Origin of the sequence: Oceanimonas sp. AH20CE76, assembly GCF_039654065.1 — a bacterium.
Taxonomy (GTDB): Bacteria; Pseudomonadota; Gammaproteobacteria; order Enterobacterales; family Aeromonadaceae; genus Oceanimonas; species Oceanimonas smirnovii.
The window spans coordinates 3009647-3032629 of the sequence record NZ_CP155481.1 but is presented as its reverse complement, the minus strand read 5'-3'; the positions used below and the strand labels follow the sequence as shown (position 1 = coordinate 3032629).

The 22983-nt window shown below is 57.4% G+C and carries 19 protein-coding genes; 10 read left to right on the top strand and 9 right to left on the bottom strand.

The features are described from left to right. Window positions 1–36 precede the first annotated feature (36 nt). From rpoC to cysG, 5 genes are all read left to right on the top strand, one after another. Complete coding sequence (rpoC, locus tag N2M06_RS14775; protein WP_346351138.1) at window positions 37–4245, top strand: DNA-directed RNA polymerase subunit beta'; 4209 nt, start codon at window positions 37–39, stop codon at window positions 4243–4245. Between the two features lie 170 nt (window positions 4246–4415). Next, the gene (locus N2M06_RS14770; RefSeq protein WP_346351137.1) at window positions 4416–6221 is read left to right on the top strand and encodes an assimilatory sulfite reductase (NADPH) flavoprotein subunit; all 1806 of its coding nucleotides are present in this window, start codon (window positions 4416–4418) and stop codon (window positions 6219–6221) included. Then, entirely contained in the window at window positions 6211–7914 is a 1704-nt protein-coding gene (gene cysI / locus N2M06_RS14765; RefSeq protein WP_346351136.1) for an assimilatory sulfite reductase (NADPH) hemoprotein subunit, read from the top strand. Before N2M06_RS14770 ends, cysI begins: the two co-directional genes overlap by 11 nt. Next, the gene (locus N2M06_RS14760) at window positions 7904–8671 is read left to right on the top strand and encodes a phosphoadenylyl-sulfate reductase (RefSeq protein WP_346351135.1); all 768 of its coding nucleotides are present in this window, start codon (window positions 7904–7906) and stop codon (window positions 8669–8671) included. The genes cysI and N2M06_RS14760 overlap by 11 nt, the downstream gene beginning before the upstream one ends. A gap of 486 nt (window positions 8672–9157) precedes the next feature. Continuing rightward, complete coding sequence (gene cysG / locus N2M06_RS14755) at window positions 9158–10555, top strand: siroheme synthase CysG (protein ID WP_346351134.1); 1398 nt, start codon at window positions 9158–9160, stop codon at window positions 10553–10555. Here cysG and N2M06_RS14750 read toward each other — a convergent pair. Continuing rightward, on the bottom strand, window positions 10552–11367 hold the full coding sequence (locus N2M06_RS14750; protein ID WP_019934461.1) for a TIGR03899 family protein: 816 nt from the start codon (window positions 11365–11367) through the stop codon (window positions 10552–10554). The genes cysG and N2M06_RS14750 overlap by 4 nt on opposite strands. Before the next feature lie 297 nt (window positions 11368–11664). Beyond that, a complete protein-coding gene (ppa, locus tag N2M06_RS14745) occupies window positions 11665–12195 on the bottom strand; it encodes an inorganic diphosphatase (protein WP_019934460.1) in 531 nt (176 codons plus the stop codon). A 201-nt stretch (window positions 12196–12396) separates the two neighbouring features. Between ppa and mpl the strand changes: the two genes are divergently transcribed. From mpl to N2M06_RS14720, 5 genes are all read left to right on the top strand, one after another. After that, complete coding sequence (gene mpl, locus N2M06_RS14740; protein ID WP_346351133.1) at window positions 12397–13755, top strand: UDP-N-acetylmuramate:L-alanyl-gamma-D-glutamyl-meso-diaminopimelate ligase; 1359 nt, start codon at window positions 12397–12399, stop codon at window positions 13753–13755. Further along, on the top strand, window positions 13748–14380 hold the full coding sequence (locus N2M06_RS14735) for a flavin prenyltransferase UbiX (RefSeq protein WP_346351132.1): 633 nt from the start codon (window positions 13748–13750) through the stop codon (window positions 14378–14380). Before mpl ends, N2M06_RS14735 begins: the two co-directional genes overlap by 8 nt. Before the next feature lie 419 nt (window positions 14381–14799). After that, window positions 14800–15330 (top strand): hypoxanthine phosphoribosyltransferase, encoded by a 531-nt coding sequence (gene hpt / locus N2M06_RS14730; protein WP_317074556.1) that lies wholly within the window; start codon window positions 14800–14802, stop codon window positions 15328–15330. 80 nt (window positions 15331–15410) lie between these two features. After that, complete coding sequence (locus N2M06_RS14725; RefSeq protein ID WP_346351131.1) at window positions 15411–16331, top strand: ABC transporter ATP-binding protein; 921 nt, start codon at window positions 15411–15413, stop codon at window positions 16329–16331. Further along, window positions 16328–17101, top strand: coding sequence for an ABC transporter permease (locus tag N2M06_RS14720; protein WP_346351130.1), 774 nt, complete (start codon window positions 16328–16330; stop codon window positions 17099–17101). Before N2M06_RS14725 ends, N2M06_RS14720 begins: the two co-directional genes overlap by 4 nt. Window positions 17102–17495: 394 nt before the next feature. Here N2M06_RS14720 and panD read toward each other — a convergent pair whose 3' ends face one another. The 7 genes from panD to dksA form a co-directional block, all read right to left on the bottom strand. Continuing rightward, window positions 17496–17876 (bottom strand): aspartate 1-decarboxylase, encoded by a 381-nt coding sequence (gene panD, locus N2M06_RS14715; RefSeq protein ID WP_317074564.1) that lies wholly within the window; start codon window positions 17874–17876, stop codon window positions 17496–17498. A 26-nt stretch (window positions 17877–17902) separates the two neighbouring features. Then, window positions 17903–18751, bottom strand: coding sequence for a pantoate--beta-alanine ligase (gene panC, locus N2M06_RS14710; RefSeq protein ID WP_346351129.1), 849 nt, complete (start codon window positions 18749–18751; stop codon window positions 17903–17905). 10 nt (window positions 18752–18761) lie between these two features. Further along, window positions 18762–19556 (bottom strand): 3-methyl-2-oxobutanoate hydroxymethyltransferase, encoded by a 795-nt coding sequence (gene panB, locus N2M06_RS14705; protein ID WP_346351128.1) that lies wholly within the window; start codon window positions 19554–19556, stop codon window positions 18762–18764. Window positions 19557–19568: 12 nt separating this feature from the next. Continuing rightward, complete coding sequence (folK, locus tag N2M06_RS14700) at window positions 19569–20057, bottom strand: 2-amino-4-hydroxy-6-hydroxymethyldihydropteridine diphosphokinase (protein WP_019934451.1); 489 nt, start codon at window positions 20055–20057, stop codon at window positions 19569–19571. After that, the gene (pcnB, locus tag N2M06_RS14695) at window positions 20054–21394 is read right to left on the bottom strand and encodes a polynucleotide adenylyltransferase PcnB (RefSeq protein ID WP_346352195.1); all 1341 of its coding nucleotides are present in this window, start codon (window positions 21392–21394) and stop codon (window positions 20054–20056) included. Before pcnB ends, folK begins: the two co-directional genes overlap by 4 nt. Window positions 21395–21466: 72 nt before the next feature. After that, window positions 21467–22390: a tRNA glutamyl-Q(34) synthetase GluQRS gene (gluQRS, locus tag N2M06_RS14690; RefSeq protein WP_019934449.1), complete on the bottom strand. Its 924-nt coding sequence runs from the start codon at window positions 22388–22390 to the stop codon at window positions 21467–21469. Window positions 22391–22405: 15 nt separating this feature from the next. Beyond that, window positions 22406–22858 carry an RNA polymerase-binding protein DksA gene (gene dksA / locus N2M06_RS14685; RefSeq protein WP_019934448.1) on the bottom strand — a complete coding sequence of 151 codons (453 nt, stop codon included), beginning with the start codon at window positions 22856–22858 and terminating at the stop codon, window positions 22406–22408. Window positions 22859–22983 lie beyond the last annotated feature (125 nt).

Here is a 22983-nt window from a genome sequence, read left to right as displayed (position 1 = left end):
GGGGCACCCAGGTAGAACTCCTCACAGGAGACTAACGTGAAAGACTTGCTTAAGTTTTTGAAAGCGCAGAACAAGACTGAAGAGTTTGACGGTATCAAAATCGGTCTGGCCTCGCCCGACATGATCCGCTCTTGGTCCTTTGGCGAAGTCAAAAAGCCTGAGACCATCAACTACCGTACCTTCAAGCCGGAGCGTGACGGCCTTTTCTGCGCCCGGATCTTTGGTCCGGTCAAGGACTATGAGTGTTTGTGCGGCAAGTACAAGCGTCTCAAGCACCGTGGCGTGATCTGTGAAAAGTGCGGCGTTGAAGTGACCCAGACCAAGGTGCGCCGTGAGCGCATGGGCCACATTGAGCTGGCCAGCCCGGTTGCCCACATCTGGTTCCTGAAGTCGCTGCCGAGCCGTATCGGCCTGCTGCTGGACATGACCCTGCGCGATATCGAGCGGGTGCTGTATTTTGAGTCCTATGTAGTGATCGAGCCGGGCATGACCAGCCTGGAGCGTGGTCAGATGCTGTCTGAAGAACAGTATCTGGACTCGCTGGAAGAGTGGGGTGACGAATTCGACGCCAAGATGGGCGCCGAAGCCGTGCTGTCTTTGCTGCGTGATATTGATCTTGAAGGCGAGATCAACACCATGCGCGAAGAGCTGGATCAGACCAACTCCGAAACCAAGCGCAAGAAGATCACCAAGCGCCTCAAGCTGATGGAAGCTTTCCATTTCTCCGGCAACAAGCCCGAGTGGATGGTGATGACAGTGCTGCCGGTGCTGCCGCCGGATCTGCGTCCGCTGGTACCCCTGGACGGTGGCCGCTTTGCGACCTCCGATCTGAATGATCTGTACCGCCGGGTGATCAACCGGAACAACCGTCTGAAGCGCCTGCTGGATCTGGCCGCGCCCGACATTATCGTGCGCAACGAAAAGCGCATGCTGCAGGAGTCCGTGGACGCTCTGCTGGACAACGGTCGTCGTGGCCGCGCCATCACTGGCTCCAACAAGCGTCCGCTGAAGTCCCTGGCTGACATGATCAAGGGGAAACAGGGTCGTTTCCGTCAGAACCTGCTGGGTAAGCGGGTTGACTACTCCGGTCGTTCCGTTATTACCGTGGGTCCGACCCTGCGTCTGCATCAGTGCGGTCTGCCCAAGAAGATGGCGCTGGAGCTGTTCAAGCCCTTCATCTACGGCAAGCTGGAAACCCGCGGCCTGGCCACCACCATCAAGGCGGCCAAGAAAATGGTTGAGCGGGAAGAGGCTGTGGTGTGGGATATCCTCGATGAGGTGATCCGTGAGCATCCGGTACTGCTGAACCGTGCGCCTACCCTGCACCGTCTGGGTATTCAGGCGTTTGAGCCGGTACTGATCGAAGGTAAGGCCATTCAGCTGCACCCCCTGGTGTGTGCGGCCTATAACGCCGACTTCGACGGTGACCAGATGGCGGTACACGTGCCGCTGACCCTGGAAGCCCAGCTCGAAGCCCGTGCGCTGATGATGTCTACCAACAACATTCTGTCTCCCGCCAACGGCGAGCCGATCATTGTTCCGTCTCAGGACGTGGTACTGGGTCTGTATTACATGACTCGCGACAAGATCAACGCCAAGGGCGAAGGTATGCTGCTGACCAGTGCCAAGGAAGCCGAAAAGGTTTACCGTGCCGGTCACGCCGAGCTGCATGCCCGGGTCAAGGTGCGCATTACCGACTTTGAAAAAATGGAAGACGGTACCCTGGTAGAAAAAACGGCGATTCGCGATACCACTATTGGTCGGGCCATTTTGAGTCTGATCGTGCCCAAAGGTATGCCTTTCAGCATGATCGATCAGGCCATGGGCAAGAAGCAGATCTCTCGTCTGCTGAACGGCTGCTATCGTATGCTGGGTCTGAAAGACTCTGTTATTTTCGCCGACCAGCTTATGTATACCGGTTTCCACTACGCCACTCTGTCTGGTGTGTCTGTCGGCATTAACGACATGGTGATTCCGGATGCCAAGAAGCACATCATTGATGAAGCCGAAGCCGAAGTAACCGAGATTCAGGATCAGTTCCAGTCTGGTCTGGTCACCGCCGGTGAGCGTTACAACAAGGTTATCGATATCTGGGCCAGTGCCAACGAGCGCGTGTCCAAGGCGATGATGGAAAACCTGTCGAAAGATGCCGTTATTAACCGTGACGGTGAAGAAGAGCTGCAGGACTCCTTTAACAGTATCTTTATGATGGCCGACTCCGGTGCCCGGGGTAGTGCTGCCCAGATCCGTCAGCTGGCGGGTATGCGTGGTCTGATGGCCAAGCCGGATGGCTCCATCATTGAAACGCCGATTATTGCGAACTTCCGTGAAGGTCTGAACGTACTGCAGTACTTCATCTCGACTCACGGTGCCCGTAAGGGTCTGGCCGATACCGCACTGAAAACCGCCAACTCCGGTTACCTGACCCGTCGTCTGGTCGACGTGGCCCAGGATCTGGTGATCACTACCGACGATTGTGGTACCCACGAAGGTCTGTGGATGATGCCGCTGATTGAAGGTGGTGACGTGGTTGAGCCCCTGCGTGAGCGGGTGCTGGGCCGGGTGGTTGCGGAAGACGTGATCAAGCCTGCCTCTGACGGCGAAATTCTGGTAGCCCGCAACACGCTGCTCGACGAGAAACTGTGTGACCTGCTGGAAAACAGCTCGGTAGACCGTGTGAAAGTACGCTCCGTTATTACCTGTGATAACGATCACGGCGTCTGTGCTCACTGTTACGGTCGTGACCTGGCTCGTGGCCATCTGGTTAACCAGGGCGAAGCAGTCGGTGTTATCGCTGCCCAGTCCATCGGTGAGCCGGGTACCCAGCTGACCATGCGTACCTTCCACATTGGTGGTGCGGCATCGCGGGCAGCGGCGGAAAGCAGCATTCAGATCAAGCACAGCGGTACCGTCAAGCTGCAGAATGCTCAGACCGTTACCAATATGGACGGCAAGACCGTTATCGTGTCCCGCTCTTCCGAGCTGACCATTATCGACGAGATGGGTCAGACCCGGGAAAACCACAAGGTACCTTACGGTGCCCTGCTGGAGCAGCCGGACGGCGGTCAGGTGCAGGCTGGTCAGGTGGTAGCCAACTGGGATCCGCACACTCATCCCATCATTACCGAAGTGGCGGGCCGGGTTAAGTTTATCGACATGATCGACGGCGTGACCATCAGCCGTCAGACCGATGAACTGACCGGTCTGTCCAGCATCGTCGTGATGGACGTGAACGAGCGTCCCAGCTCCGGTAAAGAGCTGCGCCCCACTGTGAAACTGGTGGACGACGCCGGCAAGGACGTGTTTATTCCCGACACCGACCTGTCTGCCATGTACTTCCTGCCCGGCCGCGCCATCGTGAGCCTGGAAGACGGTGCTCAGGTAAACGTGGGTGATGCGGTGGCCCGTATTCCGCAGGAATCCGGCGGTACCAAGGACATCACCGGTGGTCTGCCGCGGGTTGCAGATCTGTTCGAAGCCCGTCAGCCGAAAGAGCCGGCCATTCTGGCCGAAGTCTCCGGTACCATTTCCTTCGGCAAGGAAACCAAGGGCAAGCGCCGTCTGGTGATCACGCCGCTGGAAGGAGGCGATGCCTACGAAGAGATGATTCCGAAGTGGCGTCACCTGAACGTGTTTGAAGGTGAAAAGGTTGAGAAGGGCGAAGTACTGGCTGACGGTCCTGAGTCTCCGCACGATATTCTGCGTCTGCGTGGCATCAGCCCGGTGGCGAACTATATCGTTAACGAGGTGCAGGAGGTTTACCGTCTGCAGGGCGTTAAGATCAACGACAAGCACATTGAAACCGTGGTTCGTCAGATGTTGCGTCGTGCCGAGATCATGGACGCCGGTGATTCCGACTTTATCACTGGTGAACAGGCCGAAGTGGTTCGCATCCGTCAGGCTAACCGTGCTCTGGAAGCCGAAGGCAAGCGTACCATTGCTTACCGTCATGTCCTGATGGGTATTACCAAGGCGTCGTTGAGCACCGAGTCCTTTATCTCGGCGGCGTCCTTCCAGGAAACCACCCGCGTACTGACCGAAGCGGCCGTGGCCGGCAAGGTAGACGATCTGCGTGGTCTGAAAGAGAACGTGATTGTGGGTCGTCTGGTACCGGCTGGTACCGGTTTTGCCTACCATCAGAAGCGTCAGGCCCGCCGTCAGCCAGAGCAGCCGGTGAAAATCTCTGCCGATGAAGCAGAGCAGAGCCTGGCCGATCTGCTGAACGCCGGTAACACTGGTGAATAAGCAGTAACTAACTCGCTGATAAGACAAGGGCTTCCGCAAGGAAGCCCTTTTTTATTGGTAAGCATATTTGGATATTCTTTTAATGCATAAAAAATCACCCTTTATTCTTTATTGTTAAGTATAAATATGGCTTAAGCTGTATCCACTCTGGAAAAGTGGAAGGCAATGTCATGCTTTTAAAAGAACTTGCGGCGGCCGCCAGCCCGCTGAACGAACAACAGGTGCACAAGCTCACTCAGGTGGCGGCCGAGCTCAACGCCACTCAGCTGGCCTGGGTCAGCGGTTATTTTTACGGCATCAGCCAGCACGGCCAGACCATTGCGGCTGCTCCCACTGCCGCTGTGGCGGCTCAGCCCGCAGGCAAGCTGACGATTCTCTACGCCTCGCAAACCGGCAACGCCAAAGGGGTGGCCGAGACCCTCAAGGCCCAGGCTGATGCCAGCGGCATTGCCGCCGAGCTGTATAATGTTGCCGACTACAAAATCAAGCAGCTCAAGAAAGAAACCCATGTGATCATTGTGGCCAGCACCAACGGTGAGGGCGAAGCGCCCGATGATGCCATTGAATTCCACAAGCAGCTGAAGTCCGGCAAGGCCGGCAAGCTGGATGGCCTGAGCTACGGCGTGATTGGCCTGGGTGATTCTTCTTATGAATTCTTCTGCCAGACCGGCAAGGACTTTGATGAATATCTCAGCAAGGCCGGTGCCAAGCCGCTGCTGGCCCGTCTTGACTGTGATGTGGACTATGAAGGCCCGGCCACAGACTGGAGCAGCTCAGCACTGGAGCTGCTTAAAGATGCCCTGGCCGGTGAGGCCGCCAATGAAGTGATCCCGGGCACTCCCGCCACTCAGGGGGTCGCCAGCCTGTACAGCAAGAAGAATCCTTTTGCCGCCGAGCTGTCCACCAATCAGAAAATTACCGGCCGGGATTCTGACCGGGATGTGCGCCACATTGAGATTTCCCTGGAAGACTCGGGTCTGACCTACCAGCCCGGTGATGCGCTGGGCGTGTGGTTCAGCAACGACGAGGCGCTGGTCGATGGCTTGCTGCAACTGGTGGAGCTGTCCGGCGATACCGAAGTCAAGGTGGAAGACAAGACTCTGTCCCTGCGTGAGGCGCTGATCAACCACTATGAGCTGACTCAGGGTTACGCCAGCTTTGTGCAGGCCTATGCCGAACTGTCCGGCAGCGACAAGCTTAAGGCGCTGGTGGATGACAAGGCCGCCCTGCGCGAATACTGCGCCAGTCATCAGATTCAAGATATTATCGCCGGGCAGCCGGTGGCACTGACTGCCGAGCAACTGCTGGGGGCCCTGCGTAAACTGACGCCGCGGCTCTATTCCATTGCCTCCTCCCAGGCGGAAGTAGACGAGGAAGTGCACCTGACCGTGGGGGTGGTACGTTTTGACCACGACGGACAGCCCCGTGCCGGTGGTGCCTCTTCCTACCTGGCCGACCGGCTGGAAGAGGGCGGCAAGGTGCGGGTGTTCGTGGAGCACAACGACAACTTCCGCCTGCCCGCCGACGACAGCACCCCGGTGATCATGGTGGGCCCGGGCACCGGCATAGCGCCGTTCCGCGCCTTTATGCAGGAGCGGGATGACAGAGGTGCCGAGGGCAAAAACTGGCTGTTCTTCGGCAACCCGCACTTCACTCAGGACTTCCTGTATCAGCTGGAGTGGCAGCGCTACGTCAAATCCGGCCTGCTGGACAAAATCTCCCTGGCCTTCAGCCGGGATCAGGCCGAGAAAGTCTATGTGCAGCACAAGCTGAAGCAAGAGGGGGCCGAGGTCTATGCCTGGCTGGAGCAGGGCGCGCATTTCTATGTGTGTGGCGATGCCAACAAAATGGCTAAAGACGTGCATGAAGCCCTGATCGAACTGGTGGCTGAGCACGGCGGCAAGACCCGCGAACAGGCCGAAGATTATGTGGATGCGCTGCGCAGCGCCAAGCGTTACCAAAGGGATGTTTATTAAGATGAGCGAGCAAAAACTGTCTGACAACGAACGCCTCAAGCGCGAGAGTAATTTTCTGCGTGGCACCATAACGCAGGATCTGCAGGATCCGCTCACCGGTGGCTTTAACGGCGATAACTTTATGCTGATCCGCTTTCACGGCATGTATCAGCAGGACGACCGCGACATTCGCAACGAGCGTACCGCACAAAAGCTGGAGCCGCTGCACAATGTGATGCTGCGCGCCCGTCTGCCCGGTGGCATTATTAAGCCCGAGCAGTGGCTGACCATTGACAAGTTTGCCGCTGATCACACCATGTATGGCAGCATTCGCCTGACCACCCGCCAGACCTTTCAGTTTCACGGCGTGCTCAAGCGTGACATCAAGCTGATGCACCAGACCCTGAACAAGACCGGCATCGACTCCATCGCCACCGCCGGTGACGTGAATCGTAACGTGCTGTGCACCAGCAACCCGGTAGAGTCTGAGCTGCATCAGCAAGCCTACGAGTGGGCCAAGAAGATTTCCGAGCATCTGCTGCCCAAGACCCGGGCCTATGCCGAGATCTGGCTGGACGGCGAGCGGCTGGAAACCACCGACGAAGAGCCGATTCTGGGCTCCACCTATCTGCCGCGCAAGTTCAAGACCACTGTGGTGATCCCGCCGCACAATGACATTGATGTGCACGCCAACGATCTGAACTTTGTGGCCATTGCCGATAACGGCAAGCTGGTGGGCTTTAACGTGCTGGTGGGCGGTGGCCTGGCCATGACTCACGGCGACACCAATACCTATCCGCGCAAGGCCAGCGACTTTGGTTATATTCCGCTGGAGCACACCCTGGAGGTGGCCGCTGCTGTGGTCACCACTCAGCGTGACTGGGGTAACCGCTCCGAGCGCAAAAACGCCAAGACCAAATACACCCTGGAGCGGGTAGGCGTGGATGCGTTCAAGGAAGAAGTAGAAAAACGCGCCGGGATTAAATTTGAGCCGGTACGCCCTTACGAATTCACCAGCCGTGGCGACCGCTTTGGCTGGGTGGAAGGCATAGACGGCAAACACCACCTGACGCTGTTTATCGAGAATGGCCGTATTCTGGACTATCCGGGCAAGCCGCTGAAAACCGGCATGGCCGAGATTGCCAAAGTGCATCAGGGCGACTTCCGCCTGACCGCCAACCAGAATCTGATCATTGCCGGTGTACCCACCGAGCAGAAGGCGGAAATTGAAGCGCTGGCCCGTCAATACGGCCTGCTGGACGACAGCGTGTCTGAACAGCGGCAGAACTCCATGGCCTGTGTGGCGCTGCCCACCTGTCCGCTGGCGATGGCGGAAGCGGAGCGCTTCCTGCCGGAGTTCGTCACCGAGATCGAAGGCGTGCTGGCCAAGCACGGCGTGAATGATGACAGCATCATCTTCCGTGTGACCGGCTGCCCCAACGGCTGTGGCCGCGCCATGCTGGCGGAAATCGGCCTGGTGGGCAAGGCGCCCGGTCGCTACAACCTGCACCTGGGCGGCAACCGTGAAGGCACCCGCATTCCGCGCATGTATAAGGAAAACATCACCGATCGTCAGATCCTGGAAGAGATCGACGGTCTGGTTGCCCGCTGGGCCGCCGAGCGTGAGGCCGGTGAAGGTTTTGGCGACTTCGTGATCCGTGCCGGCATCATTGCGCCTGTGGTTGACTCCGCGAGGGACTTTTATGCAGTCTAATGTGTTGCCCGCTCTTGATGAGCTGACCGGCCTGTCCCGACAGCAGCAGGTCGAGGCCCTGGCGCCGCTCAATAAAGAGCTGGCGGCACTGGGCGCATTCGAGCGGGTGCGCTGGGCCCTGGACCATCTGCCGGGAGAGCCTGTGCTGTCTTCCAGTTTTGGTATTCAGGCGGCGGTGATGCTGCATCTGGTGACGCAAGTCAGGGCTGATATTCCGGTGATCCTTACCGATACCGGCTACCTGTTTCCGGAGACCTACCGCTTTATTGACGAGCTGACCGAGCGCCTGGGGCTCAACCTCAAGGTGTACCGAGCCGCCGAGTCCGCCGCCTGGCAGGAAGCCCGCCACGGCAAGCTGTGGGAGCAGGGGGTGGAAGGCATCAGCCGCTACAACCACCTGAACAAGGTGGAGCCGATGCAACGTGCGCTGCGTGAGCTGAACGCCGGCGTCTGGTTCTCGGGCCTGCGCCGCAGTCAGTCCGATACCCGTGAAGGGCTTGAGGTGCTGGGTATTCAGAACGGCCTGTTCAAGTTCCTGCCGATTATCGACTGGAGCAACAAGGACGTGCACTACTACCTGAAGGACCACGAGCTGCCGTATCACCCGTTGTGGGAACAGGGTTATGTGTCGGTGGGCGATGTGCACACCACCGCCAGGTGGGAGCCGGGCATGAGCGAAGCGGACACCCGCTTCAACGGCCTCAAGCGCGAATGCGGCCTGCATGAAATACCCGAGTCCGACGGCAGCGGTATCTGATTCGTCTGTGAACCCCTGCAATGTCGAGTAAAGGGCTCACTCCACCGACACGCCGTAAACCCCTCCCTGGGGGCTCCGCTGCGCCATCCCTGGCGCAGAGGGTACGGTGGAGCGAATCCCTTTACTCTCCTTGTTAAGCCTCAAGTTGTCTGTATGACTCGTTCCCACGCTCTGCGTGGGAGCACATACCGTTTAGCCTGGTATTTGCACAGGCGCTCAAAGACTTGTTACCGGCGAAGCCGATGCCGAAGAGGGAGAGCAAAGGTGTCTGCTTCACGACCGATCAAATGCCATGGATGGCATTTGCCGAGCGTCCCATGGAAGGGCTTGAAGCGTGTCGTGAAGTAGTGCCTTTGTTCGACCTCCGTACAGTTCTGCAGATACATCTAATGCCTTAAAGGCATAAAAAATCATTTTTTATTATTATACTGATATATGCCTGCCGGTTTATAGTTAGCCTGTCTATCGTTATTGTCGGAGCCGGCCATGGAACACCTGCCTCTTTTTATCAGCATTGAACAACGTCCCTGCCTGGTGGTAGGCGGCGGTGCCGTGGCCGCCCGCAAGGCCCGGCTGTTGCTGTCTCGCGGAGCCAGGCTGACCGTGGTGGCCCCCGAACTCTACCCCGAGCTGGAACAACTGCTGCCGGAGTTTGAGTGGCGGCAGGCCGAGTTTGACGAAACGCATCTGCAGGATCATTTTCTGGTGGTGGCCGCCACCAGCAGCAAGGAAGTGAACGCCCGCGTCTATCAGCTGGCCAATCAGCGCGGCATTCTGGTCAACAAGGCCGATGACAGCAAGCGCTCGGCGGTGATCTTTCCGTCCGTGGTGGAGCGCTTTCCGCTGCAGCTGGCGCTCAGCACCGGTGGCAAGGCACCCTGGCTGGCCCGCCTGCTGCGGGCTCGTATTGATGCATTACTGCCGTCACACTGGGGCGCACTGGCAGAGGTGGCCGGCCGGTTGCGGGAGCGGGTGAAAAACAGTTTTGGCAGCAGCGAAGAGCGTCGTCGTTTCTGGGCCCGGGCTCAGGATGACGGCACCCTCAATGCTTACCTGAAACACGGTAACCTGGCGGCGGCAGAGCGCTGGCTGCAGCAGGAAGCGCAGCTGCCGTCACAAGGCGAAGTGATCCTGGTGGGGGCCGGCCCGGGCGACCCGGAACTGTTGACGGTCAAGGCGCTGAACGAGCTGCAGAAGGCCGATGTGGTGCTGTACGATCAACTGGTGTCGGATGAGATCATGGCGCTGATCCGTCCTGAAGCGGAATTGATCCCGGTAGGCAAAAAGGCGGGTAATCACAGCGTGCCCCAGGATCAAATCAATCAGCTGCTGGTGGATCATGCGCTTGAAGGCAAGCGGGTGGTGCGTCTCAAGGGCGGCGATCCCTTTATGTTCGGCCGCGGCGCGGAAGAGCTGGAGACCCTGGTGGAAGCGGGCATTCGCTATCAGGTGGTGCCCGGCATTACCGCTGCCGCCGGTGCTACCGCCTATGCCGGCATTCCGCTGACCCACAGGGATCATGCTCAGAGTGCGGTATTTATTACCGGTCACTGCAAGAAGGATGGTGAAGAGCCGGACTGGGCCAGTCTGGCCAACAGCCGCCAGACCCTGGTGATTTACATGGGACTGATGCGCTCGGCGCATATTCAGCAGCGATTGATGGAGCATGGCTTAAGCGGTGCCACGCCGGTGGCGCTGATTGAGCGGGGCACCACTCAGCAACAAAAGCTGGTGCGTGGCACTCTGAATGAGCTTGGCGAGCTGGCAACTCAAGTGGAAAGTCCGGCGTTGATGGTAATTGGCTCAGTCACCTCACTGGCCGGCAAGCTGGGCTGGTTTCAGTCTCAGGCCGAGGTTGAAACCCTGCTCGAGCGCGCTGTTTAAGCGCCTTTGTCCTGCTCCAGCTGGCCCAGCGGGGCCAGCAACTCCAGCACATCCGTTATATAGTCTGCCGGTGTGACTTCTGTCATCAGCGCGGCCAGCTCGTTGCCAATGCCGGTAAAACGGTAATACAGCAGCCGTACGCCTTTGCGCCGTGGGCTGAGTTTGAGCCGTCTGTCTCCCAGTATCAGGGTGAGCGGGTTGGCAGTGGTCAGCTCGCCCGACTCCAGCTCGGTCTGGTGTAATAATCCCAGTTCAAACAGCTGCATCAGGCCGGCAAAGGGCAGGCGATATTTTCCCGGAGTCAGCTTTTGCTGGCGCAGCCCCTGCCAGAGTCCTTTTTGCCGGTAACCCAGAAACAGCCGTAAATTGTCATCGCCAAAATGGCAGCCAAGCGCACTGGCCTTTTGCAGCAGCAGGGCGTCTTTTTGGGTCATACGCCGCAGGCAGGTGAGCGCCTGTACTGAACAACGGCCGGGCTGAGCAATTTCACGGGTCAGTATGCTGGCCCAGAACTGCTGCATGGCGCTGTGACGAATATTTTCTGCAAGGCTCATGAAATGACTCAGCCAGTCAGGATCCGGCTCGCCCCCTACGTCGCTGCCGCATTGTTCATGAGCCAGGCGCATAATGGTTTCCAGATTCTTCTGGCGGGCGGCGTCTTCCAGCTGCTGCCGGATTCGGTAACGATCTCCAAAACTGTTGGGTGAGTCCCCGTGCAGCAAACCTGCCAGGCCTCGCTGTTCGGCCAGCTCGCGCAGTAAATGTTTACTGTTTTTTATCTTTGTATCCTGACTGAGTGTCTTGGTGATCATGAACGTCAATTCAGCTTGTTAATTATGTTTTCACTATGTTAAAATTCAGCTGCAACTTTTGAAAGGATCACCGAATGAAAAAAGACAAGTCCAGGATGACTTGGTTGCTTCTGTTCATTGGCTATGTCTCAAGCCTCGGGATCCTGGCCATCATGATATAGGGCAACCGGTTAATCTGTATACAAAAAAGCTCGTTAAGAGCCATTTTGCCAACATTCATCAAAAACCGGCTGACCGCCACACCAATAAAAAAAGAGCACCGCAGTGCTCTTTTTTTATATCAGCAAGGCAGAATGATCAGGCCTTATTGTAACGCTCGGCGGAAGCCAGAATTTCGGCTTCAGCGGCGGCCTTGTCTTCCCAGCCTTCTACCTTCACCCACTTGCCGGCTTCCAGCTCTTTATAGCGCTCAAAGAAGTGTTTGATCTGGGCCTTGAGCAGCTCGGGCACGTCATTGATGTCCTGAATGTGCTCATATTCCTTGCTCAGCTTGCTGTGGGGAACGGCGATTACCTTGGCGTCTTCACCGGACTCGTCGGTCATTTTCAGTACGCCAACCGGACGGCAGCGGATCACTGAGCCGGGCACCAGGGGGTGAGGAGTGGGTACCAGCACGTCTACCGGATCGCCGTCCAGAGACAGAGTCTGGTTCACGTAGCCGTAGTTGCAGGGGTAGAACATGGGAGTGGCCATGAAACGATCCACAAACAGGGCACCGGTGTCCTTGTCTACTTCATATTTGATGGGATCGGCATTCTGAGGGATTTCGATTACCACATAGATATCTTCGGGCAGGCTCTTACCGGCCGGTACCAGGTTCAGGCTCATGACGTTTCCTTGTATATAGTCAGTTACGTATTTGTGAATCGAGTGTACCACCGCGGCCGCTTTGCATCTGTTATACAAATGGGTAACGGCGATGACAGGCCGGCATTATAACCGGCCTGTCGCGTGAATCACCAGAGCAGTGCCCAAAGAGCCGCCACATTGCTAGAATGGCGGCACTTTTTAAACGCCGAAGGCAGTCTCATGCATATTCATATTCTCGGTATTTGCGGCACTTTTATGGGCGGGCTGGCGGTGCTGGCCCGTCAGCTTGGCTACCAGGTCACCGGCAGTGACGCCAATGTTTATCCGCCCATGAGTACTCAGCTGGAGCAACAGGGGATCACGCTGATCGAAGGCTATGATTCAAGCCAGCTCGATCCAGTGCCGGATCTGGTGGTGATCGGCAACGCCATGAGCCGGGGCAATCCTTGTGTGGAAGCCGTGCTCAACCGGCGCATTCCCTATACTTCCGGTCCGCAGTGGCTGCTTGAGCATGTGCTGCAGGACCGCTGGGTACTGGCGGTGGCCGGCACTCACGGCAAAACCACCACCTCGGGCATGCTGGCGCATATTCTGGAAGACTGCGGCCTTGCGCCCGGCTTTTTGATCGGCGGCGTGCCCGGCAACTTTGAGGTTTCTGCCCGTCTTGGTAATGCCCCTTTCTTTGTGATCGAGGCGGACGAGTACGATAGCGCCTTTTTCGACAAGCGATCCAAGTTTGTACACTACCGCCCCAGCACTCTGATCCTGAACAACCTTGAATTTGATCATGCGGACATTTTTCCCGATCTGGCGGCAATCCAGCGGCAGTTTCATCATCTGCTGCGCATGGTGCCCGGCCATGGTCGTATTCTGATGCCAACACATACACCGGCGCTGGACGCGGTGAAAAACATGGGCTGCTGGAGTGAGCTGGAATATGTGGGCGAGGGGGGCCGCTGGCGCGCCGAGCTGCTGGCGGGCGACGGCAGTCACTTTGCGGTCTGGCTCGATGATGAGCGGACTGGAGAGGTGAACTGGTCCTGCATGGGTCTGCATAATGTGAACAACGGCCTGATGGCGCTGGCCGCCGCCCGTCATGCCGGTGTGCCTGTGGCCGAAGCCATTGCCGCCCTCTGTGGTTTTGTGTCACCCAAACGGCGCATGGAGCAAAAAGGCGAGGTAAACCGCATTCGTGTGTGGGACGACTTTGCCCATCATCCCACCGCCATAGCCACCACCCTGGCCGGCCTGTGCGCCCGCAGCAAGGGCGGCCGGGTACTGGCGGTGCTGGAGCCCCGCTCCAACACCATGAAAATGGGCGTATACCAGCAAGCGCTGGCAGACTCGCTGCAACAGGCCGATGTCACCTATCTGTTTCAGCCTCCCGGGCTTGAGTGGAATTTGCAGGCGGTGGCCGATGCCTGCCCTCAGGGCCGGGTGTTTGACGAGTTAAATGAGCTGATAGCCGATCTGGTGCGCAAGGCCGAGGCCGGCGACGACATTCTGATCATGAGCAACGGCGGTTTTGGCGGCATTCACGACAAGCTGCTGGCGGCACTGGAGGCACAGCATGGCTGAATATTCCCGGCAACAGCAAATCACCCTGGCATTAAGCGGCGCGTCTGGTGCGCCTTATGCGCTGTCTTTGCTGAAATGTCTGGTCACCGCCGGCATTCAGGTGCATCTGCTGGTGTCCAGCGCTGCCCGTGTGGTGCTGGCTACCGAGCAGGGCGAACAGTGGCCTGGCAAACCGGAGCAGCTGGCCGATTATCTGTGCGAGCGCTATCAGGCCGGGCCCGGCCAGATTCGAGTGTATGGCAAGGAAGAATGGTTCTCGCCGGTGGCCTCCGGCTCAGGCGCTCCCCGGCGCATGGTGATCTGCCCCTGCTCCATGGGCACGGTGGCTTCCATTGCCAGCGGGGCGTCCGACAACCTGATTGAACGCGCCGCAGATGTGGTGATTAAGGAAAAAGGCCAGTTGATTCTGGTGCCCCGCGAGTCGCCGTTATCCGAGATCCATCTGGAAAACCTGCTCAAACTGGCACGCATGGGCGTGACCATCATGCCGGCAGCACCGGGCTTTTATCACCAGCCCAAATCGATCGACGATCTGGTGGACTTTATGGTGGCACGGATCCTGGATCATCTGGGGCTGGATCAGGATCTGGTCAGCCGCTGGGGTTACGGATCAGAGCGAAGCTAGAACCCGGAAGCTGGAAGTAAAAACCAGTTGTCTGTAGGTACAGTGCAGTTCGTCGGCCAAAGCGCACTGCTTCTCCGGCACGCCGTGAACCCATCCATGGGGGCTCCACTGCGCCATCCATGGCGCAGAGGGCGCGACGAAGCAGACACCCTTTGTCCTCCTCAGAATGTGCTGGGGTGACTGTATGCAGGCGATGCCGAGGTTACTCGAAGTAGCAGTGGGGATTGCCGAAGCCGACCATAAAATGCCATGGATGGCATTTTCGAGCGTTACAGGGAAGTACTTGAAGCGTGTCGGCGGAGTGCAACCGCACTGATGCTTCGCGCTGCGTATCCGCGTTTGTGCACAGGTTTGGGAATTCCGCTAAAATACCGCTTTAATCACAGCCGGGTGTGATTCACCCGAATGGAGCAGTAACAATGAAACACCGAGTGGATGTGCTGATCGGCACCGATGAGGTCAATGCCAGAACTCAGGCGCTGGGCGAACAGATAAACAACCACTATCAGGGCGTTGATGAGGTCGTGATGGTGGGCCTGTTGCGGGGCTCCTGCATCTTTATGGCCGATCTGTGCCGCCATCTTACCGTGCCGGTGCGGCTCGACTTCATGACCGCCTCCAGCTACGGCAACAGCATGGACAGCAACCGGGATGTGCGCATTCTTAAAGATCTGGATGACGAGATTCACGGCAAGCATGTGCTGATAGTGGAAGACATCATCGACACCGGTTACACCCTGAGCAAGGTGAAGGAAATACTGACTCTGCGCAGCCCGGCCTCGCTCACCATTTGCACGCTGCTCGACAAACCCGAGCGTCGTGAAGCCCAGGTGCCGGTAGACTGGGTGGGCTTTACCATTCCCGATGAATTCGTGGTAGGTTATGGCATCGACTACGCACAACGTTACCGCAACCTGCCTTACATCGGCAAAGTGGTACCGCTGGAGTAGCGCGCTCTCTGTATTCCGACACTTAATTCCTTCATATGCCTGGTCCTTGCCCAGACATATGTTTTTCGTTTGGAGAAAATATGACCAAAGCACTGGAAATTCAGGGCTTGCGCAAAACCTATGAGGGTGGTGTGGAAGCGCTCAAGGGAATAGATCTGAATGTGGAAGCGGGTGATTTTTACGCCCTGCTGGGCCCCAACGGAGCGGGAAAGTCCACGACTATCGGCATTGTTTCCTCGCTGGTGAACAAAACCGGCGGCACCGTAAAGGTATTTGGTCACGATATAGATACTGAGCTGGAGCAGGCCAAGTCCTGTATTGGTCTGGTGCCCCAGGAATTCAACTTTAATCAGTTTGAAAAAGTGCGCCAGATAGTGGTGAATCAGGCCGGGCTCTATGGTGTGGAGCGCAAGGAAGCTCTGGCCCGGGCCGAACGTTACCTGAAACAGCTGGATCTGTGGGACAAGCGGGATCTGCCGGCGCGTACTTTGTCCGGCGGCATGAAGCGCCGGCTGATGATAGCCCGCGCCTTGATGCATCAGCCCAAATTACTGATCCTTGATGAGCCTACCGCCGGAGTGGATATCGAAATTCGCCGGGCCATGTGGGATTTTCTGAAAGAAATTAATGCTGAAGGTATCACCATTATTCTTACCACCCACTATCTGGAAGAGGCGGAGATATTGTGCCGCCATATCGGCATTATCGACAAGGGCCGGCTGGTGGAAAATACCACCATGAAGGGGTTGCTGGGCAAGCTCAATGTGGAAACCTTTATTCTCGATCTGGCTGCCGACTGTCGCGAGCCCTTTTTATCGGGTGTTAACTGGCAGATGACAGACGATCACACCCTGGAAGTGGAAGTAGCAAAAGAGCAGGGGCTGAATGGAGTGTTTGCTCAGCTGAATGAGCAGGGTATTCGTGTGCTGAGCATGCGCAACAAGGCCAACCGGCTGGAAGAATTGTTTGTAACACTGGTGGAGCAGGGGAGAAAAGCGTGAATACCAGACAATATTACATCGCCTTCAAAAGCATACTGCACCGGGAGATAGTGCGTTTTACCCGCATTTGGGTGCAGACCCTGGTGCCGCCGGCCATTACCATGACCCTCTATTTCGTGATTTTTGGCAACCTCATCGGCAGCCGTATCGGCGAGATGGGTGGTTATTCCTATATGGCCTTTATTGTGCCCGGCCTGATTATGATGTCGGTGATCACCAACTCCTACTCTAACGTGGCTTCGTCGTTTTTCAGCAGCAAGTTTCAGCGCAATGTGGAAGAGCTGCTGGTGGCCCCGGTGCCCACCTATGTGATCATCGCCGGTTATGTGGGAGGCGGCGTGGTGCGGGGCCTGCTGGTTGGTTTGATTGTGAGTCTGGTATCGCTGTTCTTTGTGGATTTGCAGATAAGCCACCTGTTCAGCGTGGTCTTCACCATTTTTCTCACCGCCGTGCTGTTTTCTCTGGCCGGGCTGCTGAACGCTATTTTTGCCCGCTCCTTTGACGATATCAGCATTATTCCCACCTTTATTCTGACGCCGCTGACCTATCTGGGTGGGGTATTTTATTCCATAGAGCTGCTGCCGGAGTTCTGGCAGGGGGTGTCTCATGCCAATCCTGTGCTCTATATGGTAAACGCCTTTCGTTATGGTTTTCTCGGCATCAGTGATGTGCCCCTGACCGTGGCCTACGGCATTATTATTGCCTTTATCGCCGCCTTCTACGCCGCCGCCTGGTACCTGATCCACACCGGCCGCGGCCTGCGGCACTGATCAGCAGGTGTCTGTAACGCCTGCGTAAACGGGCAAAGGGTACGGCGAAGCAGACACCCTTTGTCCTTCTTGGACACTCGGAGCTGATTGGCAGCATGCAGGCAACGCCGATGTTGCCCGAAGCAGCAGTGGGGATTGCCGTAGCCGACCATTAAATGCCATGGATGGCATTTTCGAGCGTACATGGGGCGAGCTTGCTCGCCGTGACGAAGTAAAAAGCCTGAACGAACATTAAATATGTTCGCAGCAGGCTTTTTAATGAGTGGCCTTCAATGAAGCGTGTCGGCGGAGCGCAACCGCATTGATGCTTCGTTGCACTATTTCTCCAGCGCGTTAAAGCAAAAAGGCAGCCATTTGGCTGCCTTTTGTTGTTTACTGCGATGAAAACCGGCTATCAGGCCAGTTGCAGCGGAATGTTCTTGCTGGTGCGCACTATGTTGTTATCGGCATCCAGATACACCAGGTTCGGGTCGTAAGACTCGATCTGCTGCTCGCTCATGGGCGCATAAGCGCAGATGATGATGCGATCACCCACGGCGGCCTTGCGGGCAGCGGCACCGTTCAGGGAAATCATTTTCGAGCCCCGCTCACCGGCAATGGCGTAGGTATGAAAACGCTCGCCGTTCTCGATGTTATAAATATCAATCTGCTCATATTCGCGAATATTCACCGCATCCAGCAGATCCTGATCAATGGCGCAGGAGCCTTCATAATTCAGCTCGGCGTGGGTAACCCGGGCCTGATGCAGCTTGCCTCTGAGCATAATGCGTTGCATGTCCATGTTTGCTTGTCTCCGTATGGTTAGCCGAGTGTGACGACCCGGTTGTCTATCAGTCTGGCCTTGCCCAGAAAGGCAGCCATTAAAATGACCACTGCCCGGCTGTGTTCATTCAGCGGAAGCAGGGTGTCGGCATCTACCATATCGATGCCATCGGTGCGAAAACCGGCGTCAGTCAGCCGGGCGCTGCCATCGGCAGCCAGCTGCTCAAGATTGCGTTCGCCGGCGGCCAGCCGCTGGGCCAGCCAGTTCATGGTGTCGGCAAGCATGGGTGCCAGTGCCCGTTCGGCCTCGGTCAGGTAACCGTTGCGTGAACTCAGCGCCAGGCCGTCGTCGGCGCGTACCGTGGGCACGCCAATAATGTCTACCGGCAGGTTCAGATCTGCAGTCATTTTACGGATCAGTGCCAGTTGCTGATAATCCTTTTCGCCAAAACAGGCCACATCGGGCTGCACCAGATTGAACAGCTTGCACACAACCGTGCTGACGCCGTCGAAATGGCCCGGGCGCAGCGCTCCTTCCAGTACTTCGGAAACACCTGGCACAACGACTTTGGTCTGTTGCTGCTGACCATGGGGGTACATCAGCTCGGGGGTGGGAGTAAACACCAGCTCGGCCAGCTCACCCAGGCGTTCGCAGTCTTGCTCCAGCGTGCGTGGATAGGCATCCAGATCGGCGGCCTGGTCAAACTGCAGGGGATTGACGAAAATACTGACCACGACTCTGTCGGCCTGTTCACGGGCCCGGCGTACCAGCTCCAGGTGACCATTGTGCAGGTTGCCCATGGTGGGCACAAAGCCGATGCGCAGGCCGGCGCGACGCCACTCGCTGATGGTGGTTCTCAGCTGTTCTATATGACTGACCACTTGCATGGAACTTCTCTCAGTTAAAGCTGTGCTCAGGGCCGGGAAAGCGGCCTGCGGCCACCTCGGCCACATAGGTCTCGATAGCGGCCTTTACATTGCCGCTGTCAGCCAGGAAATTTTTGGTAAATTTGGGCACATAGCCGGTAGTCAGCCCCAGGGCGTCCTGCATCACCAGCACCTGGCCGTCGGTATCGGCACCGGCACCAATGCCAATCACCGGAATCGACAGCATGCGGCTGATCTCGGCCGCAAGCGGCCTGGGTACGCATTCCAGTACCAGCAGCTGAATGCCGGCGGCTTCCAGCGCTTTGGCATGATGCTTGATCTGCGCTGCCTGCTCGGCTTCACGGCCCTGCAGCTTGAAGCCGCCGAACACATGTACCGACTGGGGTGTCAGCCCCAGATGACCACATACCGGCACGCCCTGACGGGTGAGCTGCTGCACCGTCTCGGACAGCCAGTCACCTCCTTCCAGCTTTACCATATGAGCACCGGCGCGCATCAACGTTGCCGCATTGGTGCAGGCTTGCTCCGGGTTGCTATAGCTCATAAACGGCATGTCGGCGACGATGAACGCCTTTTCGCAGCCATTAGCCACACAACGGGTATGGTAAGCCATGTCATCCATGGTTACGCCAAGGGTGCTGCTTTCACCCTGCAGCACCATGCCCAGCGAGTCGCCAATTAAAATGGCGTGCACACCCGCTTGCTCAAACAGAGTGGCAAAGGTGGCGTCATAGGCAGTGATCATGGCGATTTTGTCGCCGGCCTGCTTCATGGCCCGCAGTCTGGCGGTAGTGATTTTACTCATTTTGGTTTCCTGTTACTGCTCGGACAGAGGCGTCATGCCGTTGAGCGGGCATTGTTGCAGCAGGGAGGAGAGAGTCGTGCCGCAGGGCAGGGTAAGCTCAGGGGCGAGATCTGCCAGCGGATAAAGTACAAATTCCCTTTGCTTCATGCCGTAGTGAGGAACGGTAAGACGTTGATCATTAATTTGCTGCTCTCCATAGAGCAGTATATCGAGATCCAGTGCTCTGGGTCCCCAGCGTTCATCCTTGCGAACGCGTCCTTCCCGCTGCTCGATGGCCTGCAGCGCATCAAGCAGGTCGTGGGGGGAAAGGCTGGTATCAAATACCGATACGCCATTGATAAAGTCGGGCTGATCGGCCGGACCCATGGGCTTGCTGCAATACAGCCGGGAGTGACGCAGGCTGCCGGCGTCAGCCAGGGACGACAGGGCCTGCTGGGCCGCGCGAATACGGGCCAGTGGCTCATTCAGATTAGCCCCCAGGGCGACATAAACCCGTGTCACGACTCTTTTTTCCGGCGCGGGCGGCGACGCTTGCGTTTACGGCTGCTGCCTTCGTTATCGTTGCTGTTGCGCGCAGGGCGGCTCTGTTGCTGACGATCCACCGGATTGGCCTGCTGGAAGTCGGTCCACCAGTCGGCCAGTTCACGCAAACGCGGGTCCAGCTCGGCCCGCAGCAGCAAAAAGTCGTAGCCGGCGCGAAACTTGGGATGTTCCAGCAAGCGGAACGGGCGCTTGCCGGCGCGTTTGGTGAGCCTGTCCTGCAGCTGCCAGATATCGCGCACGACGGTACTGAAGCGGCGCGGAATGGCCACGCTTTTGACCTGGCGGCTAATGACTTCGTCGGCAGCCAGCATAAAGGCATCGTGATAGCCAAGGCCGCCTTCGTTAACAAATTCCTGGGTGCGGGTTTCTACCGGGCCCCACAGCAGCGCAGCGTACAGGAAAGCAGGAGTGACCCGCTGTTCCTGAGCAATGCGTTCATCGGTGTTGGCCAGGGCCAGCTCAATAAAGCGACCATAGCGGTTGTTACCGTGGCCCATTACCTCAAAGGCTTCCGGAAACAATGGCGCAAACAGGCCGTAGTGCTGCAGCTGACGATAGGTTTCGACACCCTGACCGGCCAGCAGCAGCTTGAGGGTTTCTTCAAACAGGCGGGCAGGCGGAATATCGGTCAGCAGTGGTGCCAGCTCTCTGATGGGCGCTTCGGTGCGCGGACTGATGGACAGCCCCAGCTTGGCGGAAAAACGCACGGCACGCAGCATGCGCACCGGGTCTTCCCGGTAACGGGTCTCCGGGTCGCCAATCAGATCAAGGCGGCGGGCTTCAAGATCTGCCAGGCCGCCGGCAAAGCCCAGCACGGTAAAGTCAGCAATATTGTAGTAGAGGGCGTTAACGGTAAAGTCGCGGCGTTCGGCATCTTCTTCGATGGTGCCGTAGACGTTATCCCGCAGCAGCATGCCTTCCTTGGAGCGGGAAGACACATGCTTGCTGGTGTTCACGCTGTGGTGATGGCCGCGAAAGGTCGCCACTTCAATCACGTCCCGGCCAAACAGCACATGGGCCAGACGAAAGCGACGGCCCACCAGCCGGCAATTGCTGAACAGCCCCTTTACCTGCTCCGGTGTGGCATTGGTGGCCACGTCAAAGTCTTTGGGCTGGCGGCCCAGCAGCAGGTCGCGCACGCCACCGCCTACCAGGTAGGCTTCATAGCCACCCTTGTTCAGGCGATAGAGCACCTTGAGGGCGTTATCACTGATTTGTTGGCGCGAAATACCATGCTGGTCGCGCGTCAGTACCACGGGTTGCAAGGGCAACGCCTCCTGTTGTCGGGTCAGCAGCTTTTTACAAAAGCCGGCAATCTGGGAAAAAATAGGACACCTCGCGAGGGTCGGGGTTGAAAAATCGGCGCACTATGATAGCGCAGGGCGCTGAAAATGCGAACTGTCGGCGCAATTCAGCTCAATATCTGGCCTCGAAGGCACTTTATTCAGCTGCCAGTTCGAAATGGCCCAGGCCAGCAATTCATCTGCACCGGCACCAAACAAGTCTGCCGGTGGCTGCTGCCCGAGAAACGTCAGGGCCTGCCACAAGGCCTCACCTGGTGCTTTTATATTCAGGGGAGGCGCATGGTTTTGCTTGGACAGCTTATTGCCCTGAAATACCGCCAGGGGCAAATGCAGCCAGTCGGGTACGGGAGCATTCAGCAAACGGTAGAGTGCAATCTGGCGCGCTGTGGGCTCAAGCAGATCGGCACCGCGCACCACTTGTGTGATGCCCGCATCCATGTCGTCAATGACCACCGCCAGGTTATAGGCATAAAAGCCGTCGCGCCGGCGCACAATAAAATCTTCTTCTGCGAGGCGCTCGTCCACGCGCACCTCACCTTGCAGCTGATCGTGAAAACCATAGACGGGGCTGAACATTTTCAACCGCACGGCGGCACCTTTTGCTGCCAGTCCCAGTTTCCGGCAGTGGCCGGTGTAGAGCCCCCCGGCGGCGGCAATCTGTTTGCGGGTACAGTGACAGTAATAGGTAAGCCCGCGGCTGGCCCAGTCATCCAGTATCTGCTGATAACGCTCATGCCGCTGGCTCTGATATACCAAGGCACCGTCCCAGTGCAGGCCAAAGGCCTCAAGGGTGCGTAAAATATCATCGGCTGCCCCCGCAACTTCCCGGGGCGGGTCCAGATCTTCAATGCGCACCTGCCATTGCCCTGCCAGACTGCGGGCCTGCAGGTAGCTGCCAAGAGCGGCAATAAGAGAGCCAAAATGAAGGGGACCGCTGGGAGAGGGGGCAAAGCGCCCTGTATAGCGGTCGGGCGCTGTGTTATTCATGGATATACTGACCGGTTAGTAACCGGCCATCTGCTTTTCCTTGATCTCGGCCAGGGTTTTGCAGTCGATACACAGATCGGCAGTGGGACGGGCCTCAAGACGACGAATGCCAATTTCCACGCCGCAGTGCTCGCAAAAGCCGAAATCGTCTTCTTCGATTTTCTGCAGGGTTTTTTCGATCTTTTTGATCAGTTTACGTTCCCGGTCGCGGGCACGCAGCTCAAGGGCGAATTCTTCTTCCTGGGCGGCTCTGTCTACCGGATCCGGGAAGTTGGCGGCTTCGTCCTTCATATGGCCCACGGTGCGATCCACCTCTTCGCGTAATTGATTGCGCCAGGCACCCAGAATTTTGCGGAAGTGCGTTTTCTGCGCTTCGTTCATGTATTCTTCGTCGGGCTTGGCCTGGTAGGGTTCAACACCGGCAATAGCCAGAATACCGAGAGATTTTTTGGTTTCGACTGCTGGCATTCTGTATCTCCTAAAAAGCAAATATTGCGCCAACCAAATTTGAGAAGCGGCTATCTATAGCAGAAAGCATAATGGCAAAGCAATTTTACCGTGCTGTTTCTGCGAAAGTGGTCTTCGTACGGCAC